The sequence below is a fragment of the Diaphorobacter aerolatus genome (genome assembly GCF_014489535.1).
Taxonomy (GTDB): domain Bacteria; phylum Pseudomonadota; class Gammaproteobacteria; order Burkholderiales; family Burkholderiaceae_C; genus Diaphorobacter_A; species Diaphorobacter_A aerolatus.
This window is the reverse complement of the sequence record NZ_CP060783.1, coordinates 3,701,293-3,716,577: the sequence shown is the minus strand read 5'-3', so window position 1 is coordinate 3,716,577 and position 15,285 is coordinate 3,701,293. Positions and strand designations below refer to the sequence as shown.

The following is a 15,285-nucleotide window of genomic DNA, read 5'->3' as shown; positions in this document are numbered from 1 at the left end:
GCGCGGTATTCCTGTTCAGCAGAATTCCCTGCGCTGCCGCTTGAGCGCGTCCCTGTCGATGCTGGCACGCAGCAATTCCATGTCCGCAGGGCTCACCCCCTCGCGCACAAAATGCGCTTCCCAATGATCGACGGTTTGCGCGACCCGTCGTATCAGTTCCAAGGCACGTGCCTGCTTGATGCCGAACTCATTGATTTGAGTGAGCGCGTTGTCGATGCTCGACTCCGCACCGGCTGTCCCGACAATCATCGCCTGGTAGCCCAGGTTCTGCAGCGACGGCAGCACGTCATAGGCAGGAGTGAGTTCATAGTAACCGTCGAAGCCCAGTCGGACGCTGTGATTGCGTTCATGATCGTCGGTGTTGTCCATCAGGATGTTGAAGACCATGCGTCGAAACAGCTCCTCGCGCATTGACTGCTGGCGGTCCGGATGGGCGATGCGCAGCAATACTGTGGCTAGCGCTGGATAGCTTTCTTCGAGTCGCGCGGCGCGCAGCAAGGTTCGCGCAGACACGCAATGCAGACGCAAATCGCCCATGCGATCAAAGCGCTTGATCGTTAGTGCGTGGCGCTTGCTGCGCAGGCGGCGCTGCGGAATCGGCAAGGCCTTGGTGCTGGCAACCTCGATGCCTGCAAGCGCCGCCAGCGTCATCGTGGCATGTTCAGCAAGCGGCGTGTCCACCGCATCGTCCAACTCGCTGAACTTGACTACGCAAGGGCCGTCATCGGTCTGCAACAGGGCCTTGGGCCGCGCGCCCCCAAGGGTGACGCCGGGCTGCACCAGCCGTTGCAGGGCGTCGGATAGTGGAGCGTGGGCCTGAATGTCCTCGATGGCGGCATTCAATTGCGACAAATCGCGCAATCGCGGATAAGGCCCGAGATGGCGCGGGATGTATTTTTGTGCCGAGATGGAAACGCCCAGCGCACCAAAGCGATCATCGCCCGCAAACAGCAGCATTTCCAGAATCGACAGCCGAGCGGGCCGGTCGATATGGCGGATGATGCGTTCGCCCCAACGGTCCGGGCGCGCGTCATCGATGGCACCGGGTGCGCTGGCCTTCTCGCCTGCGCTGAATTCATGGTCACTCAAGAGCGGTAGGTCTTCGCTCAATGGAAAGTGCCACCACTTTGCGTCGTAGCGAAAAGTCGCGCAGTCGGGAATGAGTGGTGAGAGCCCCAGCTCGCCAGCCAGCATCGGTTGCGCCGGATTGATCAGCGCCCAGAGGTAGAGCCGATCCTGCGGCACGTAGCTGCGCGGGTCTACGCGGGTGCCGCTCATTTTTCGGAATCTCCGGCATGCGGCTTGGCATCGGAATTCACCAGAGCTGCCAGACCCGCCGCCACCGCCGCCGCGTTGCCACTTCCGGCCGGTGGCCTTGGCTGCGGCTCGGACACGCGCGATGGCTGCCGGGATTCTCGAACGACGGGCCAAGGCTTGCGTGACACGCCGCTACGAACGGCGGATCCAGCCACCTTTTGCACCTCGCGTTCCAGCGCGGCATGATCCTTTTCAGGCGCAACCAGATCCGCCAGCCCTTCGGCCTGATTGATGAGCCACATACACATCACATAGGAAGCCATCGCGACCGAAGGATCTCCGCGTTCGATGCGGGCCATCGTGGGTTGCGAAACTCCGAGACGCCTGGCCCACTGACCCTGCGTCTCGCCCCGTCGCTTGCGGGCAATGACGATGTTCTGTGCAAGCCGCTCAATCTGCTGCAAGACAGCAAGCGGGTAGTCGGAAGGGCTTGTGTTTTGACGAGGCATTCATAGATCGTAGCAAAAAATGGTATTTTTGAAAATCTATAAATAAATACAGCACGGCTGCAATTCGATCAGCGGCAACGATTATTCATAGATTTCCGAACAATCGCTGAATTAATTCATTGATGAATAAACCGCTAGTGCACAGGCCATTTTGTCACGGCCCGTCGTGCAACTTCTCCGCGCTGTAGCTGTTCTTGACCAGATGATCGGGCCCGAACACGACCGTGAAATGCATCTGCCGTGTCGGCGGATCGATCCAGTTCCAGTCCCACTCGACGGTTTGCTTGAGTTCGTAGGGCACGGCCTTGGCGGGCATGCCGAGGATGCGGCGTACCTGCACCTGCGACATGCCGGGCTGGATTTTCTCGAAATTGTGCGGCGCGAGCACCTGGCGCAGGGCGCTCATCTTGCCGTCCGTGCCGATGGTGATCATGTAGTTGCGAGCCCCCATGGGCTGGCGGTTGTATTCAAACGTGCGTGAACCGTCGGGTTCCTGCCAGACATACTCCGGCTCGCCGAATTTGGCGCGCACGTCCATCTCGGTGGAGACGCCTTCCTCCAGCTCCTTGATGCGCTGATCGTCACAGCCGACCAGCATGGTCACCACCGCAAGAGCCGCCACCAAACCCGCACGCGCCATGCGCATCATTCCCATGAAGTGTCCTTCCCGTTGAATCCGTTGAGTTCCGACGCATTGCCATCATTCTGATCCATTGCAGATGCTCATGAGGACGGCACTCTAACGCGTTGCAGGCGGATCCGGTTGGCAATAGCACTATTCCATACGAATGTTTGCAGTCTTCACCACATCGGCATACTTCTTGAGGTCGGCCTCGATCTCGGCGCGGAACTCGGCCGGTGTGTTGCCCGACGACTCGATACCGAGCGAGGCGAGCCGCTCCTTGATCTCGGGGAGATGCACCACGTGGTTCAGTTCCTTCTGCAACCGGTCGACGATGGCCTGCGGCGTCTTCGCGGGCGCGAGGATTCCGATCCACGAATTGACCACAAATCCCGGCACGCCCGACTCTGCCACCGTGGGCACATCAGGCAGCGACGGCAGTCGCTTCGCAGACGAAATCGCAATCGCGTTGATCTGTCCGCGCTTCACGAACGGATAGGCGCCCGCCACGGCGGTGTAGAGCATGGGCAGCGTGCCGCCGACGACGTCGGCCATGGCCTGGCCGCCGCCCTTGTAGGGCACGTGCACGAAGTTCGCGCCGGTCTTCGCCTTCAGCAGCTCACCCGCGAGATGCGGCGTGCTGCCAGTCCCCGCGCTGCCATAGGAGACACCGGCGGGCGTGCTCTTCGAATAGGCGATGAGCGAGGGCAGATCCTTCGCAGGGACGGATGGATGCGTCACGATGATCAACGCCGCATCGCCAATCTTGCTGACCGGCGCGAAATCCTTGAGCGTATCGAACGGGACTTTCTTGTAGACATGCGGATTGATCACCATGGTGCCGTCAAAACCGACCACGAGCGTGTATCCATCGGGTGCGGCCGTCGCGGCCTGCTGCGTGCCGATGTTGCCCGAGGCACCCGGTTTGTTGTCCACCACCACCTGCTGACCGAGTCGCTCGCCGAGCTTTTCGGCCACCACGCGCGCGCCGGTGTCGGTCACGCCGCCGGGCGCGAACGGGACGATCAGGCGAATCGGTTTGCTCGGGTAGGTGTCGGCCCAAGCGGACGAGAGCGGCAGCAATGCTGCCGACGCCAGCAGCGCGGCGCTTGCTACGAGGTGTCTTTTCCTGAACTGCATGGCGATCTCCGTTCCTTAGCAATCATGGGTTGCAAAAGCCGCGCTCCTTCAACCAGCGCAACGTCAATTCGACCGTGCTCTGCAGCAGCTCGGGCTGGCCGACGAAGTAATGCGTCGCGCCCTTGATCACCTGCATTTCCTTGTCGGTGCTGCGCGCCTTCTCGAACACCATGCGCGTATGTTGCTGCGGCACGGCGTCGTCGGCGCTGTGCTCGAGGGCCAGGAACGGCACGGTGATCTGTTGCGCGCAGCGGTCACCCAGCGCGTTCGTGTCCTGCGGAGACCATTGCGAGAGCCAGGCGCGCAGCGTCGAAAACCGCGCGAGACCGATGGGCCCGCTGTTCGCCGTCTCGGGGTGGCCCATGTAGCACACGCCGATGGGCCGGTCGTTGGGATCGAGTGCGGCGTCGAGGAATCGTGGATCGGCCATCGTGCGATGCGTGACGAATCCGCGTTCGACCTCGCGACCATTGCGGCGCTTGAGTTCTTCGAGCATGCCCTTCACCCATGCCGTGCGGCGCTGCACACGATCCTGTTGGGCCTGGCGAAACCGCGCCATGAACTCGGCGCTGTAGGGCGGCTTGATGTCGGGGTGGTAGAGATCGAGGCTGTCATCACGCACGTCGGGATTGTCCTCGTCGAGCACGCTCGGGTCGATCCAGTCCTGGAGCACCACCGCGCGCGAGACATGCGCGGCTTGCAGCACGAAGGCGTCCGCAGGCAGCAGTCCGGCCTTCGTGAGATCGTAGGCATCTCCCGCAGGCGTGTGCGTGACGCTCGGCGACTCGGCCTGCGACTGGTAGTACAGCGACAGCGAACCACCGCCCGACCAGCCCGCGAGCACCACCTTGCGATAACCCCAGACCTCGCGCGCGTGGCGCATGTACTCGCCAAGATCGCGCACCACGTGCTCCATGATGAGCGCGGTGTCGTTGCGCGCATAACGGCTGCCGGCGCACAGCACGTGCACGCCGGCCCGTGCCATCGCGGTGGGCATGGGCAGCAATTGCAACGTGCTCGCCGGGTGCATATAGACCAGCAAGGTGTCGCAGGAAACCCCGCGCGGCACGTACCGGATGCCCTCAAGATGAACCACGCCCTGCTGGCCCGAGAACCCATATACCGTCTTGAATTGCGCGGCCTCGGAATACTGCAGATGCACCCACTGTGCATCCACTTCATGGCCGGTTGTTGCGTTGGTGTTGTTGCTGTTCATGAACTAAATCCTTCTGCTGTCATTCGGGTTGCACGCCAGCGGCCTCGATGCGCTTGATCGTCGCTGCCTTGTCGCTCTGGAGAAACGCGGCAAACGCCTCCGGCGTGCTGCCCACCGCGTCAAAGCCGTAGATGGACAAATATTTTTTCTGAAACTCCGGCGCGCTGATCAGCGCGCCGATGTCCGCCGCAATGCGCTGACGGATCGCCAGCGGCGTGCCCGCCGGAGCCGCAAGACCGAAGTAGACCGATGCCTCGTAGTCCTTGAAGCCCGCCTCGGCAAACGTCGGCACGTCGGGAATCAGGGGCTGGCGGTGGCTGCCGCTGACCGCGAGCGGCTTGACGTTTTTCTTTTCGAGAAATGCGCGCGCGCCGCCCGTGACGACCAGCGACATATCGACGCGGCCAGCCGCCACATCCTGCAAGGACAGGCTCAGGTTGTTGTACGGCGCATGCACGCTCTGGATGCCGTTTTGTTTGTTGAACCAGGACATCGCCAGATGGTTGGAGCCGCCGATGCCGGTGGACGCATAGCTCGATTTCTCGGGATGCTTGCGTGCGTATTCGACCAGTTCCTTGACGGTGTTCGCCGGGTATTGCGGACTGGTCACCAACAGCAGCGGCGCGCGCATCATGAGCGATACAGGAGCGAAGTCCTTCTCGGGATTGAAGGCCAGCTTGGTCTTGAGCAGCGGGTTCAGCGCATAGGTCGCATCGGTGGCGATCAGCAGCGTGTAGCCATCCGGCTTGGCCTTGGCCACCTCCATTGCGCCCAGCACTTCGTTCGCGCCAGGCTTGTAGTCGATGACCAGTGGCTGCCCCCAGCGCTTTTGCAGATCGGGTGCGATGGCGCGCAGGATGGCGTCGGCCGGGCCGCCTGCGGTGTAGGGCATGATCAGCAGCACCGGCTTGGTCGGCCATGCGGCCTCCTGGGCGTGTGCCGCGCCTGCAAGGCCGAGGCCCAGCGAAAGCAGCGCAATGTTCACGCGCGAAATCTTCATGTGCTTGTCTCCTGAGTTTTTTTCATTGAAAGCCGTGCTGCACTACTCGGGCTTGATTCCCCCGCGCTGTGCAACGGCGCTCCATTTCTTCGCCTCGTTTTCCAGAAACTGGCGGAACTCCGCGGGCGGCGAGAGCACGATGTTTGCGCCCTGATCCTGCATCTGCTTGACCACCGCCGGGTCTTCGGCCACCTTGTGCAGTCCCTGATTGATCTTCGCGACGATGGCGTCGGGAACGCCGGCCGGGCCAAACATGCCATACCAATTGAACGATTCCACGCCGGTCAGACCAGCCTCCTGGAAGGTCATCGCGTCGGGAAAGATCGCCATGCGTTTGGGTGCGGCCACGCCGATGACGCGCAGCTTGCCTGATTTCACATGCGGCAACGCCGTGAGCACGCTAGTCACGCCCGCAGGCAGATGTCCGCCCATCACGTCGACCATGATCGGCGCGCCGCCCTTGTAGGCCACACCGGTGATCTTCAGATTCCCGGCCTGCCGGATCAACTCTCCGGTCAGGCGTGTCTGCCCTTCCGAATAGCCGACCGCCGTATCCTGCTTGCGCGCGTCGGTCACAAAGTCCTTGAGCGTCTTGTAAGGCCCGTCGGCGGCCGCCACCAGCACCATGGGCGAGGTGGCAATGTTGGTAATCGGCGTGAAGGCCTTCATCGTGTCGTAGGGCAGGCTTTTCATGAGCACCGGATTGATCACATGCGACCCGACGACGAGCAGCAAGGTGAGTCCGTCAGGCGCGGCCTTGGCCACGTGCTGCGTGCCGATCACGCCGTTCGCGCCTGTGCGGTTTTCGACGACCACTGACTGCCCCACAGCTCGCCGAGCTTCTGCGCGAGCATACGGCCGATGATGTCGGTGCCGCCGCCCGCCGAATACGGAACGACCAGCGTCACGAGCTTGCCGGGAAATTGTGCGGCATCGCCCTGAGCGAACGCAGGCATGACGGCGCTTGCCGACAGGCAGGTGAACGCGCTGAGCAAGGTGCGGCGATTCAGGGCCGGATGTGGGCTTGGGGTGTGCATGGCGTTGTCTCCTTCTCGATTTTTTTGCGGCGCAACGGGTTCAGGCGCTCGCTGCCGTCGTCTCGCGCTGGGCGCGCGTGCGGCGCAGCCAGGCACCGCTGCGCCCACCCAATGGCCGCTGCAACTGCGCTTCGGCGAACGCCACCGCGTCCAGCAGGCCGTTGAGCGATATGCCGGTCTCGAAACCGCTTTGCCGCGCCATCAACACCAGGTCTTCGGTGGCGAGGTTGCCCGCCGCGCCCGGCGCAAACGGACAGCCGCCAATGCCGCCCGCGCTGGCATCGAAGCGGCGCACGCCGACCTCAAGCGCCGACCAAGCGTTCGCCACGCCCATGCCGCGCGTGTCGTGCAGATGGATGGCGAGTTGCGACAGCGGGACGGCATCACGAATGACCGTCATGCGTTCCTTCACCTGCGCCGGAGCGGCGGCGCCGATGGTGTCGGCGATCACGATTTCGCCCGCGCCCGCCGCATGCATGCGCGCGGCAAGGCGCAGCACTTCATCGAGCGAGGTCTCGCCCTCGAACGGACATTCAAATGCCACGGCCACGTAGGCGCGCGTCTTCAGGCCCAGCGCGTGCGCGGCGGCCAGCGTTTTTTCGCTGACTTCTAGCGCCTCGGCCAGCCCCATGTTGATGTTCTTGCGGTTCATGGTTTCGGTGGCCGAAAGCACGACGGCGATCTCTTTGGCACCGGATGCGTGTGCGCGTTCCAGACCCTTGAGGTTGGGCACCAGCACCGAGCTGCGCAGTTGCGGCCAGCGCGCATTCACCTGCGGCACCAGCTCGCCCGCATCCGCCATCTGCGGCACGGCCTTGGGCGAGACAAAACTCGTCGTCTCGACGCTGTTGACTCCGGCCGACACAAGCCTTGCGATCAGTTCCAGCTTGGCCTCGGTAGACACCTCGATCTGCTGGTTCTGCAAGCCGTCGCGCGGTGCCACGTCGGTGATGAATATCTGCTCCATGACTCGCTCCTCAATCAACCAATGGCGCCGGCCGCACGGAGTTCCCCGATGCGCTCCGGCGAGTAGCCCAGTTCCGCGCCAAGCACCGCCTCGGTCTGCGCACCGAGCCTAGGGGGCGCAGTGAACTCGGCAGGCTGGGCGCCCGAGAGCTTGACGGGATTGCCCGGCATGCGCAGCCGCTCGCCACTCGGTAGCGCGACCTCGGCCACCATGTCGCGGGCCAGAACCTGTGGATCGCTGAGTGCCTGCGCGAAGTTGTTCACCGGGCCGCACGGAATGCGCGCATCGCTCAACAGCTTGAGCCAGTGCGCGGTGCTGTGCTCGCGCAGCTTGGCGCTGACCAGTGCGTCAATTTCCGCCTTGGCTGCATAGCGCACGGGTTGCTTGCGATATTCGGGATCACGCAACTCGTCGATGCCGATGCAGTCCACGAAACGCACGAAGAACGGATCTCCGATACAGGCGATGATGATGTGGCCGTCCGAGGTCGGATAGCTGTTGTAGGGCACGTGCACGAAGTGGCCGTTGCCTATGCCCTCGGGCACGATGCCGGACATCAGGTGCATCGTCGCCATATAGTTGAGCAGGGAGATCTGCACGTCGAGCATGGACACGTCCACATGCTGGCCGACACCCGTGCGCTCGCGCTGGGCGAGCGCAGCCAGCACGCCGAGCGCGCCGAAGATGCCGCCACCGAGATCGCCGATGGGAATGCCGCTGCGTGTGGGACCGGTCTCCGGCGTTCCCGTGATCGACATCCCGCCACCCATGCCCTGCACCACCTGATCGAACGCCGGGCGCTGCGTTGCAGGCCCTGTCTGCCCGAAGCCGCTGACCGAGCAGGTGATGATGCGCGGATTCACCTTGGAGAGCGATTCGAAATCGATGCCCAGGCGCTGCGTGACGCCGACGCTGAAGTTGTCGAACACCACGTCGGCGCGCTTCACGAGATCGAGAAACACGGCGCGTCCGGCCTCGCTCTTGAGATCGACGCAGACGCTTTGCTTGTTGCGATTGAGCGTGAGGAAATAGGCACCCATGCCGTCACGCGAATAGTCGGGATCGTGCTCGAGCAGGCGACGTGTGCCCTCACCCGTTTCGGGCGGCTCGACCTTGATGGTTCTGGCCCCGAGATCGGCAAGCAGCATGGTGCCGTAGGGCCCCGAGAGCATGTGCGTCAAATCCAGAACCGTGATGTGTTCGAGTGCCAATTGATCTCTCCGAAAATCGTTTACGAATGAGGTTGCACAAGCCGTGCCAGCGTGCCGTTGCGCCGCAAGTGGTTGATTTGCTTGAAACAAACCATCGACTCGCCAAGGATTCACGTTTCATGCAACACTTTTGAAACAATCAACGTTTCAAACGAGACAAAATGCCCTCCGTCCCAGCCACGCCCACGCGCCTGCCACGACTGTGTTTTGTGAGCTATCGCCAGATTCGCGAATTCGCCATGCCGGTGATCGCCGAATACGCCGACCGCGCGCGTATCGACGTGGTCGATGGCACCTTCGGCCAGGCGCTCTCCGTCGCGCAAAGCCGCATCGACCATGACGAGGTCGATGTGTTCGTGAGCGCGGGCTCGAACGCGAGCATCCTGCGAGCGGGCCTGCAATTGCCGGTCGCGACCATCCAGCTCAGCGGCTTCGATCTGTTTCAGGCGCTGATCCGCGCGCGCCGCATCGCGCCGCGCGTGGGTGTGGTGATGTACGGGCACACGATCCCCGAGCTGGAAGCCGTCAAGGAGCTGCTCAACATCGAGATCAGCCAGCACGCCTATCGCACGCCCGAAGATGCACGCCAGCGCTTCGATGCATTGCGCCGCGAGGGCTTCGAGGTCATCGTCGGTTCGAGCCTCGTGGTCGATCTGGCGCAACAGGCGGGCCTGCACGGCCTGCTCGCCTATTCGCTGGACAGCGTGCGCAAGGGCTTTGACGATGCGCTCGAACTGGCGCGCGTGGCGCGGCTCGAGGCCAGCCGCTATGAGCAACTGCACAGCGTGCTGCACAACCTGCAGGAGGCCGTGGTGGCGGTCGATCAACAGGAGCGCATCATCACCGCCAATCCGGCGATGCAGCAATTGCTGGCCGGTCCGGGCGTCAGGCTGGATGGCCGGGTGCTATCCGATCTGGCCCCCGAATTCTCGCTGCGGGCGACGCTCAAGAGCGGCCAGATCGACCGCGCCGTCGCGATCCGCTTTGCGCAGCGCGACTGGGTCGCACACCGCACACCGATGGTCGAGCAAGGCAGCATCGTGGGCGCAGCGCTCACCCTCAACGACGCGCGCACGATCCAGGCGGCCGACACCAGCCTGCGGATATTGCAGCGCAGGCAGCAGCATGCTGCGCGCCATACGTTTGAAAGCCTGGTCGGCACGAGCGCCGCGCTCGAACAGGCAAAGTCGAGCGCACGCCGCTTCGCGCCCACCGATCTGAACGTGCTGATCACCGGCGAGAGCGGCACCGGCAAGGAGCTTTTCGCGCAGGCCATGCACAACGCCAGCGCGCGCACCGGCAAGCCATTCGTCGCGGTCAATTGCGCATCGTTCCCCGAGACGCTGCTCGAAAGCGAACTCTTCGGTTACGAGGAAGGCGCATTCACCGGCTCGCGGCGCGGCGGCAAGCCGGGCCTGATCGAGGCGGCACATACCGGCACGCTGTTTCTCGACGAAATCGGCGACATGCCCTTGCCGCTGCAAACCCGGTTGTTGCGGGTTCTGCAGGAGCGCGAGATCATGCGCCTCGGTGCCACGGCACCGATCCCCATCGACGTGCGCGTGATCGCCGCCACCCATCAGCCGCTGGCCACGCTGATCCAAGAGCAGCGCTTTCGGCAAGACCTGTATTACCGACTCAACACCCTGCGCCTCGCATTGCCCGCGCTGCGCGAGCGGCCCGAGGACATTCCCGCCATCATCACGCCGCTGGTCACGCGGTGTCTTGCGCGGCTTGGCTCAAGCCTGCCCGCAGAACCGGCACTCGCCAGCATCATGGACCGCATCGCCGCGCACGACTGGCCCGGCAATGTGCGGGAACTCGAAAACATCGCCGAGCGCATCGCGGTGTTCCTGCTGCCATTCGCGCGCGTCGAGGACATTCGCTTCGACGGCCTGCGCAGCGACTGCCCGGAACTGTTTGGCGAGCACGAAGACGACGCCCGCGACACCCCGCTGGCGCAACGCATCCGCGAAGCCATGGAATCCAGCGGCGGCCGCCCCGGCCTTGCCGCAAAAAAACTGGGCGTGAGCCGATCGACGCTCTGGCGCTGGTTGCAGTCGCCGCCCGATGAACCACTCGTCGCGAACGCCATGGGCATGCGAACAGGCCCTAAACCGCGATGACCTCCACGCCCGCCGCGCGCAAGCCCTCCAGCGCCGCTTCGTTGGCGGCGTGAGCATTGGTCAACAAGATATCGGTCTGCGCCGCAGTCGCGACCACATGTCGGCCGCACGCGCCGATCTTGCTGTAGTCGGCCAGAATCTGAAGCGATGCCGATTGCCCGATCATCGCGGCGGCGATGCTGGCCTCGTGCGGGCTGTAGAAAGTCACGCCTTCGGCAGCGCTGATGCCCACGGGTGAGAGCAGTGCGACATCGGCGCGGTACTTGCGGATTTCGTTCAGCGTCACCTCACCGTAGGTACTCTGAGTCTCGGAATGGACATCGCCACCGAGCAGGATCACGCGGACTCCGTGGACGCCGCCATTCGCTGCACCGATGGCGCTCTTCGCACTGGCCTGCGAGGAAGCCAGCGTGAGTGCAACGGTGATCGAATTCGTGACGACCACCAGATTGCTCAGCAGACACAGTTCCTGCGCCAGAATGGCCGTGGTCGTTCCCGCATCCACGAAAACCATCTGACCTAGTTGGAGACGCTTGAGCGCCGCCCTCGCAATGGCGCGCTTTTCGCTCACACGTTGCTGCTGACGCTGCACGAACGGCGGCTCCTGCGGCGCCACCCGGGCGACGCCGCCATGCACGCGCCGCACCAGCCCAAGCGATTCCAGCGCCAGCAGATCGAGGCGCACGGTTTCGCGCGACACCTGCATGTCCTGAATGAGCTGCTCCGTACGCACCCTGTCAAGGGAAGAGAGCAGAAACTGGATGCGCGCGAACCGGTCTTCTTGCAACATGGAAAGTGGTGTTGTCTTTCAGGTCATAAAACTCGAGGCGGTTCCAAGCATATGCGAAGACCGCCCCGGGATTCATCGCCTGCGGCGACGGTTTGGAATCGCCGCAGCGCAAACCGCCATCAACAAGGCCGCAAGCGACAGCACGAGCGGATTGTTGACCGGCACGGACTGCACATCTGGCACCGTGGGATCGACGCTTGCAGGCCGTGCCAACACCACCGGGTCCACCATTGACGCGTTCACCTGGCCGTCTTCATCAAGCTCACCGCCATCGGTCACGCTGTAGCGCACCACGTTGCCAGTGATCGTGGCCGTGGCGATTTCCGATACGCGCGTTTTGCCATCGGTTCCGCGAGAAATCTTCATCAACTTGCTGCCAGCAGGCAATGGTGTGGGTAATGTCAGAGCGATATCCGCCTTGAATCCAGGACTGTCGCAGTCGAGCAAGCTGAACGCAATCAGCCCGCTCGCCGCGCTCCAACCCTTTGGCAGAATATCTGCCGGAACGACACCACCGTGGGAAGTGGCCCGCTGGCATTTCGCGAGCGATTCCACATGAAGTCCGATGGCGGGCAGTCCCGGCGCGGGTGCATTCACCTGCGTGTCGATCAGCACCGATGGTTTGGGATTCGGGACAACCTCGGGTTCGGGATTGCCAATCTCGAAAGACCCGCTTCGCTCCAGTCCGACCAGTTCAGGTGTTCATCGCGGACACGCACGCGCCAGTACCAGCGTTCGTCGTTACCCAAGCCCAGCGTTTGCGCGGGCTTGCCGTTGAATGGATCCCAGGCCGATCCCTTCTCGCCGTTCGGTTGCACCAGGCGTGCAAAACACTGACGCCCGCCCTGACGCAGGTCGCCCACGTCACCGAACTCGTCCCATTTATAGGCGCAGTGATAGCGGTCGAGCAGGCTGTCGCCACCCGCCACGATGGCGCTCATAACCTTGGCGCGCCGGGTATTGGCGCCGACATTGGGATACACCCGTTTGGGACGGGCCAGCATGTTGCCGAGCTGCAGCACAGAGAGGTCCGCACCGTCTTGCGTGTTGACGCGCACGCCGCTCAGATACGTCCAGTTCTCCCGCCGAGTGTCGTTACCCCACACGTCATAGACCGGGTGCACGTCGTCGAACTTCGCGGCCTTCGAGAGTTGCCATTGAGCCTCGTAGATCGTGGGTGAGCCATCGATCACGTAGCCCAACTGGAGCGTGGCCGGATCGATCTTTCCGAGTCTCGCCTGCGCCAGCTTGGGTGTCGCGGCAAATCGCTCGCTGGTCACCCGGATGGAATCGTCCGCCGTCGCGCTCATGCTCGCGCCGTCGCGGGCCAGGTCGTAGCGCTTCCACTCCAGGGACGGAACCGCGCCGCCGAAGCCCACCTGCAGCGTACCGTAGCCGAAGGAGAGTTTGGTGTTGGCAAAAACGTCAAGATCGGAATCGTCTTCCTGCTTCGCGCCCTCAAGATCGCCAGCGCCCGATGCCACGTTCAACCACAGATGCCGACTGTTCATCGAATTGCCGCGTTCGTAGAAGTGCACATGGCCGTTCACGTTGGCCGTGATCGCGCCGGTGCTGCGGCCATAGTCTTCGAGTTGCGCGATGAAGTCACACGCTCCGATCACCTCGCCCTGCCGCCACTTTTCGCTCAGGCAGGGATGGTGATTGAGCAGCAAGACATAGGGCTTCTTCTCGCTGCGTGTGGACTGCATCAGTTGGGTGAACCAGTCCAGGTGCTCCTTCATGTAGTCGGCACGAAACAGTCCACGACCCTGGTCGTAGCCCGTCCAGCCACCGGTGTTGTGCATGGCAGATGCGGGATTGAAATCACTGCCGACAATGCGCAGGCCGAGGTAGTCGACGTGGTACCAGTGCAGTGGGTGTGATGCGGAGCCGTTGGCGGGCAAGCGGTTGAAATATTTGCGATAGGTTCGGGCCCAGCCTTTGTCGGCGCCTTCACTCGCCTGTTCGCCAAAGTATTCGTGATTGCCCATCGCAGGCAGCAGTGGCACATAAGCGGAAATGGCGCTGAGTGGCGTGAAGAAATGCGCGGCCCAGTGCGTGCGGGAACTGCCGCTGTTCACCAGATCACCCGGTACGACGAAGCCCGCAAGCGTTTGCGCACATTGGGCCGGTTTGCCCTCGCAGTCATTGGCGACGAGGCCCTGAACAATGTTCCGGAAACGGTTGAGCTTGCCGTCCTGCGTGTCCGACACCACGGCGAATCTGGCGCTCGTGACCTTGTCGGTTTCGCGCGGCCAGGTCTTAAACTGGAAGGGACCGGCGAGCTTGGGAGCCGTGCTGGTGCCGGTCACCAACGCGTAATCATAAAGCGTGTTCGACGCAAGCCCCTTCAGATCGCCGAAGAAAATGTTTGCATCGCGAAAGTCGCCTTCGGCATTGACCGCCTTCACGATCGTGAAGGGCTCGGAACTGCCAGCCTTGCGCAGCCATACGGTCGGTGACGGTTCGCTGGTCTCGATCATCACTGCCATGTGGTCGGGCCCAGGATTCTGCAAGGTCGGCCCGACCGTGAGCCGTGGTTTTTCGCTGGTTGTGGGCAACGAGGACGTCTCGAAAGGCGCTGGCAATTCGGCGTCGTCGCCATGCAGTTTCACATTGTCGAGCGCCCAATACCAGTTGTTGCTGGTAGTGCGGTAGTTCCAGCTCACCCGCGCCGATCCAGCGCCCTGCGGCGCCGCAAATTTCAGCACTACCTGTTGATTGAGTGCGTCGGCCGACAAGGTGTGAACGAATGGACTGCCCTTGTCGAAGGTGACGGTCACGTCCGCGGTCTGCGGAGCTTGGCCCTGACGGTAGTGGCTGTCGAACGTGAGTGCGTAGTTCTTCAGCCCGGTCACCGCAAAAAGAGGGCTGGTCAGGGACGCGCTGTACGGCTTGGCCGCTCGCAGGCCATCCGACTCGATCAGCGCAATGCCACCCGTGCCCCGCTTGAAATCACCTCGCCTGGTGCTGGCATCGGCCTTCTTGAGGGCGGCCCACGTGGCCGGCGTCAGAAATTTCCAGCCGAGCCACGTCGCCTCGCCCTGCGTCACCGAGACATCGCCCGGTGAACCATCTGCGTGGAAAGTCCCAAGCGTCCAGCCGGTGGGCGGGACATCGCCAATCGTCGCGCTCGTTACCGACGCGTCGAAGTTCTGCTCCAGCAGCATGGTCTGAGCCTGGGACAGGCCGCTGGCGGCCAATGCTCCCGCAGCCCAAAGTAATCGCCAATTCGGTTTCATTGCATCCTCTTGCCTGGCGGCAGTTTCAGTGGGTAAATTGATAGTTTTGCCAATAATGCAAATAATTACCAAAATACATGAAAATACAATGACATGCAGCGGAGTACACGCCGCATCACCAGCCGCCCCATGCGCTGCCGAAGGTACTTGGCGGAATCCGCACACCGG

At 62.8% G+C, this 15,285-nt stretch carries 14 protein-coding genes; 1 reads left to right on the top strand and 13 read right to left on the bottom strand.

The genetic code is table 11. The features are described from left to right. Positions 1-15: 15 nt before the first annotated feature. The 10 genes from H9K75_RS17285 to H9K75_RS17245 form a co-directional block, all read right to left on the bottom strand. Positions 16-1,278 carry a type II toxin-antitoxin system HipA family toxin gene (locus H9K75_RS17285; RefSeq protein WP_187723556.1) on the bottom strand — a complete coding sequence of 421 codons (1,263 nt, stop codon included), beginning with the start codon at positions 1,276-1,278 and terminating at the stop codon, positions 16-18. After that, the gene (locus tag H9K75_RS17280) at positions 1,275-1,766 is read right to left on the bottom strand and encodes a helix-turn-helix transcriptional regulator (protein WP_187723555.1); all 492 of its coding nucleotides are present in this window, start codon (positions 1,764-1,766) and stop codon (positions 1,275-1,277) included. Before H9K75_RS17280 ends, H9K75_RS17285 begins: the two co-directional genes overlap by 4 nt. 154 nt (positions 1,767-1,920) lie before the next feature. Next, entirely contained in the window at positions 1,921-2,421 is a 501-nt protein-coding gene (locus H9K75_RS17275) for an outer membrane protein assembly factor BamE (protein ID WP_226858287.1), read from the bottom strand. A 120-nt stretch (positions 2,422-2,541) separates the two neighbouring features. Next, a complete protein-coding gene (locus H9K75_RS17270; RefSeq protein WP_187723554.1) occupies positions 2,542-3,528 on the bottom strand; it encodes a Bug family tripartite tricarboxylate transporter substrate binding protein in 987 nt (328 codons plus the stop codon). A 22-nt stretch (positions 3,529-3,550) separates the two neighbouring features. Then, positions 3,551-4,744: an alpha/beta hydrolase family protein gene (locus H9K75_RS17265; protein ID WP_187723553.1), complete on the bottom strand. Its 1,194-nt coding sequence runs from the start codon at positions 4,742-4,744 to the stop codon at positions 3,551-3,553. A 19-nt stretch (positions 4,745-4,763) separates the two neighbouring features. Further along, positions 4,764-5,744 (bottom strand): Bug family tripartite tricarboxylate transporter substrate binding protein, encoded by a 981-nt coding sequence (locus H9K75_RS17260; protein ID WP_187723552.1) that lies wholly within the window; start codon positions 5,742-5,744, stop codon positions 4,764-4,766. A 42-nt stretch (positions 5,745-5,786) separates the two neighbouring features. Continuing rightward, positions 5,787-6,560, bottom strand: coding sequence for a tripartite tricarboxylate transporter substrate-binding protein (locus tag H9K75_RS17255; protein WP_264293836.1), 774 nt, complete (start codon positions 6,558-6,560; stop codon positions 5,787-5,789). After that, on the bottom strand, positions 6,524-6,781 hold the full coding sequence (locus H9K75_RS24120) for a hypothetical protein (RefSeq protein ID WP_226858285.1): 258 nt from the start codon (positions 6,779-6,781) through the stop codon (positions 6,524-6,526). Before H9K75_RS24120 ends, H9K75_RS17255 begins: the two co-directional genes overlap by 37 nt. A 40-nt stretch (positions 6,782-6,821) precedes the next feature. Next, a complete protein-coding gene (locus H9K75_RS17250) occupies positions 6,822-7,748 on the bottom strand; it encodes a hydroxymethylglutaryl-CoA lyase (RefSeq protein WP_187723551.1) in 927 nt (308 codons plus the stop codon). A 14-nt stretch (positions 7,749-7,762) separates the two neighbouring features. Continuing rightward, the gene (locus tag H9K75_RS17245; RefSeq protein ID WP_187723550.1) at positions 7,763-8,959 is read right to left on the bottom strand and encodes a CaiB/BaiF CoA transferase family protein; all 1,197 of its coding nucleotides are present in this window, start codon (positions 8,957-8,959) and stop codon (positions 7,763-7,765) included. Between the two features lie 161 nt (positions 8,960-9,120). Here H9K75_RS17245 and prpR point away from each other — a divergent pair, with 161 nt between their 5' ends. Then, positions 9,121-11,085, top strand: coding sequence for a propionate catabolism operon regulatory protein PrpR (prpR, locus tag H9K75_RS17240; RefSeq protein WP_187723549.1), 1,965 nt, complete (start codon positions 9,121-9,123; stop codon positions 11,083-11,085). On the opposite strand, the gene H9K75_RS17235 is transcribed toward prpR, so the two are convergent. From H9K75_RS17235 to H9K75_RS17225, 3 genes are all read right to left on the bottom strand, one after another. Next, a complete protein-coding gene (locus H9K75_RS17235) occupies positions 11,072-11,875 on the bottom strand; it encodes a DeoR/GlpR family DNA-binding transcription regulator (RefSeq protein WP_187723548.1) in 804 nt (267 codons plus the stop codon). The genes prpR and H9K75_RS17235 overlap by 14 nt on opposite strands. 72 nt (positions 11,876-11,947) lie before the next feature. Beyond that, complete coding sequence (locus tag H9K75_RS17230) at positions 11,948-12,490, bottom strand: choice-of-anchor U domain-containing protein (protein WP_187723547.1); 543 nt, start codon at positions 12,488-12,490, stop codon at positions 11,948-11,950. Then, a complete protein-coding gene (locus H9K75_RS17225) occupies positions 12,484-15,117 on the bottom strand; it encodes a metallophosphoesterase family protein (RefSeq protein WP_187723546.1) in 2,634 nt (877 codons plus the stop codon). Before H9K75_RS17225 ends, H9K75_RS17230 begins: the two co-directional genes overlap by 7 nt. Positions 15,118-15,285: the final 168 nt, after the last annotated feature.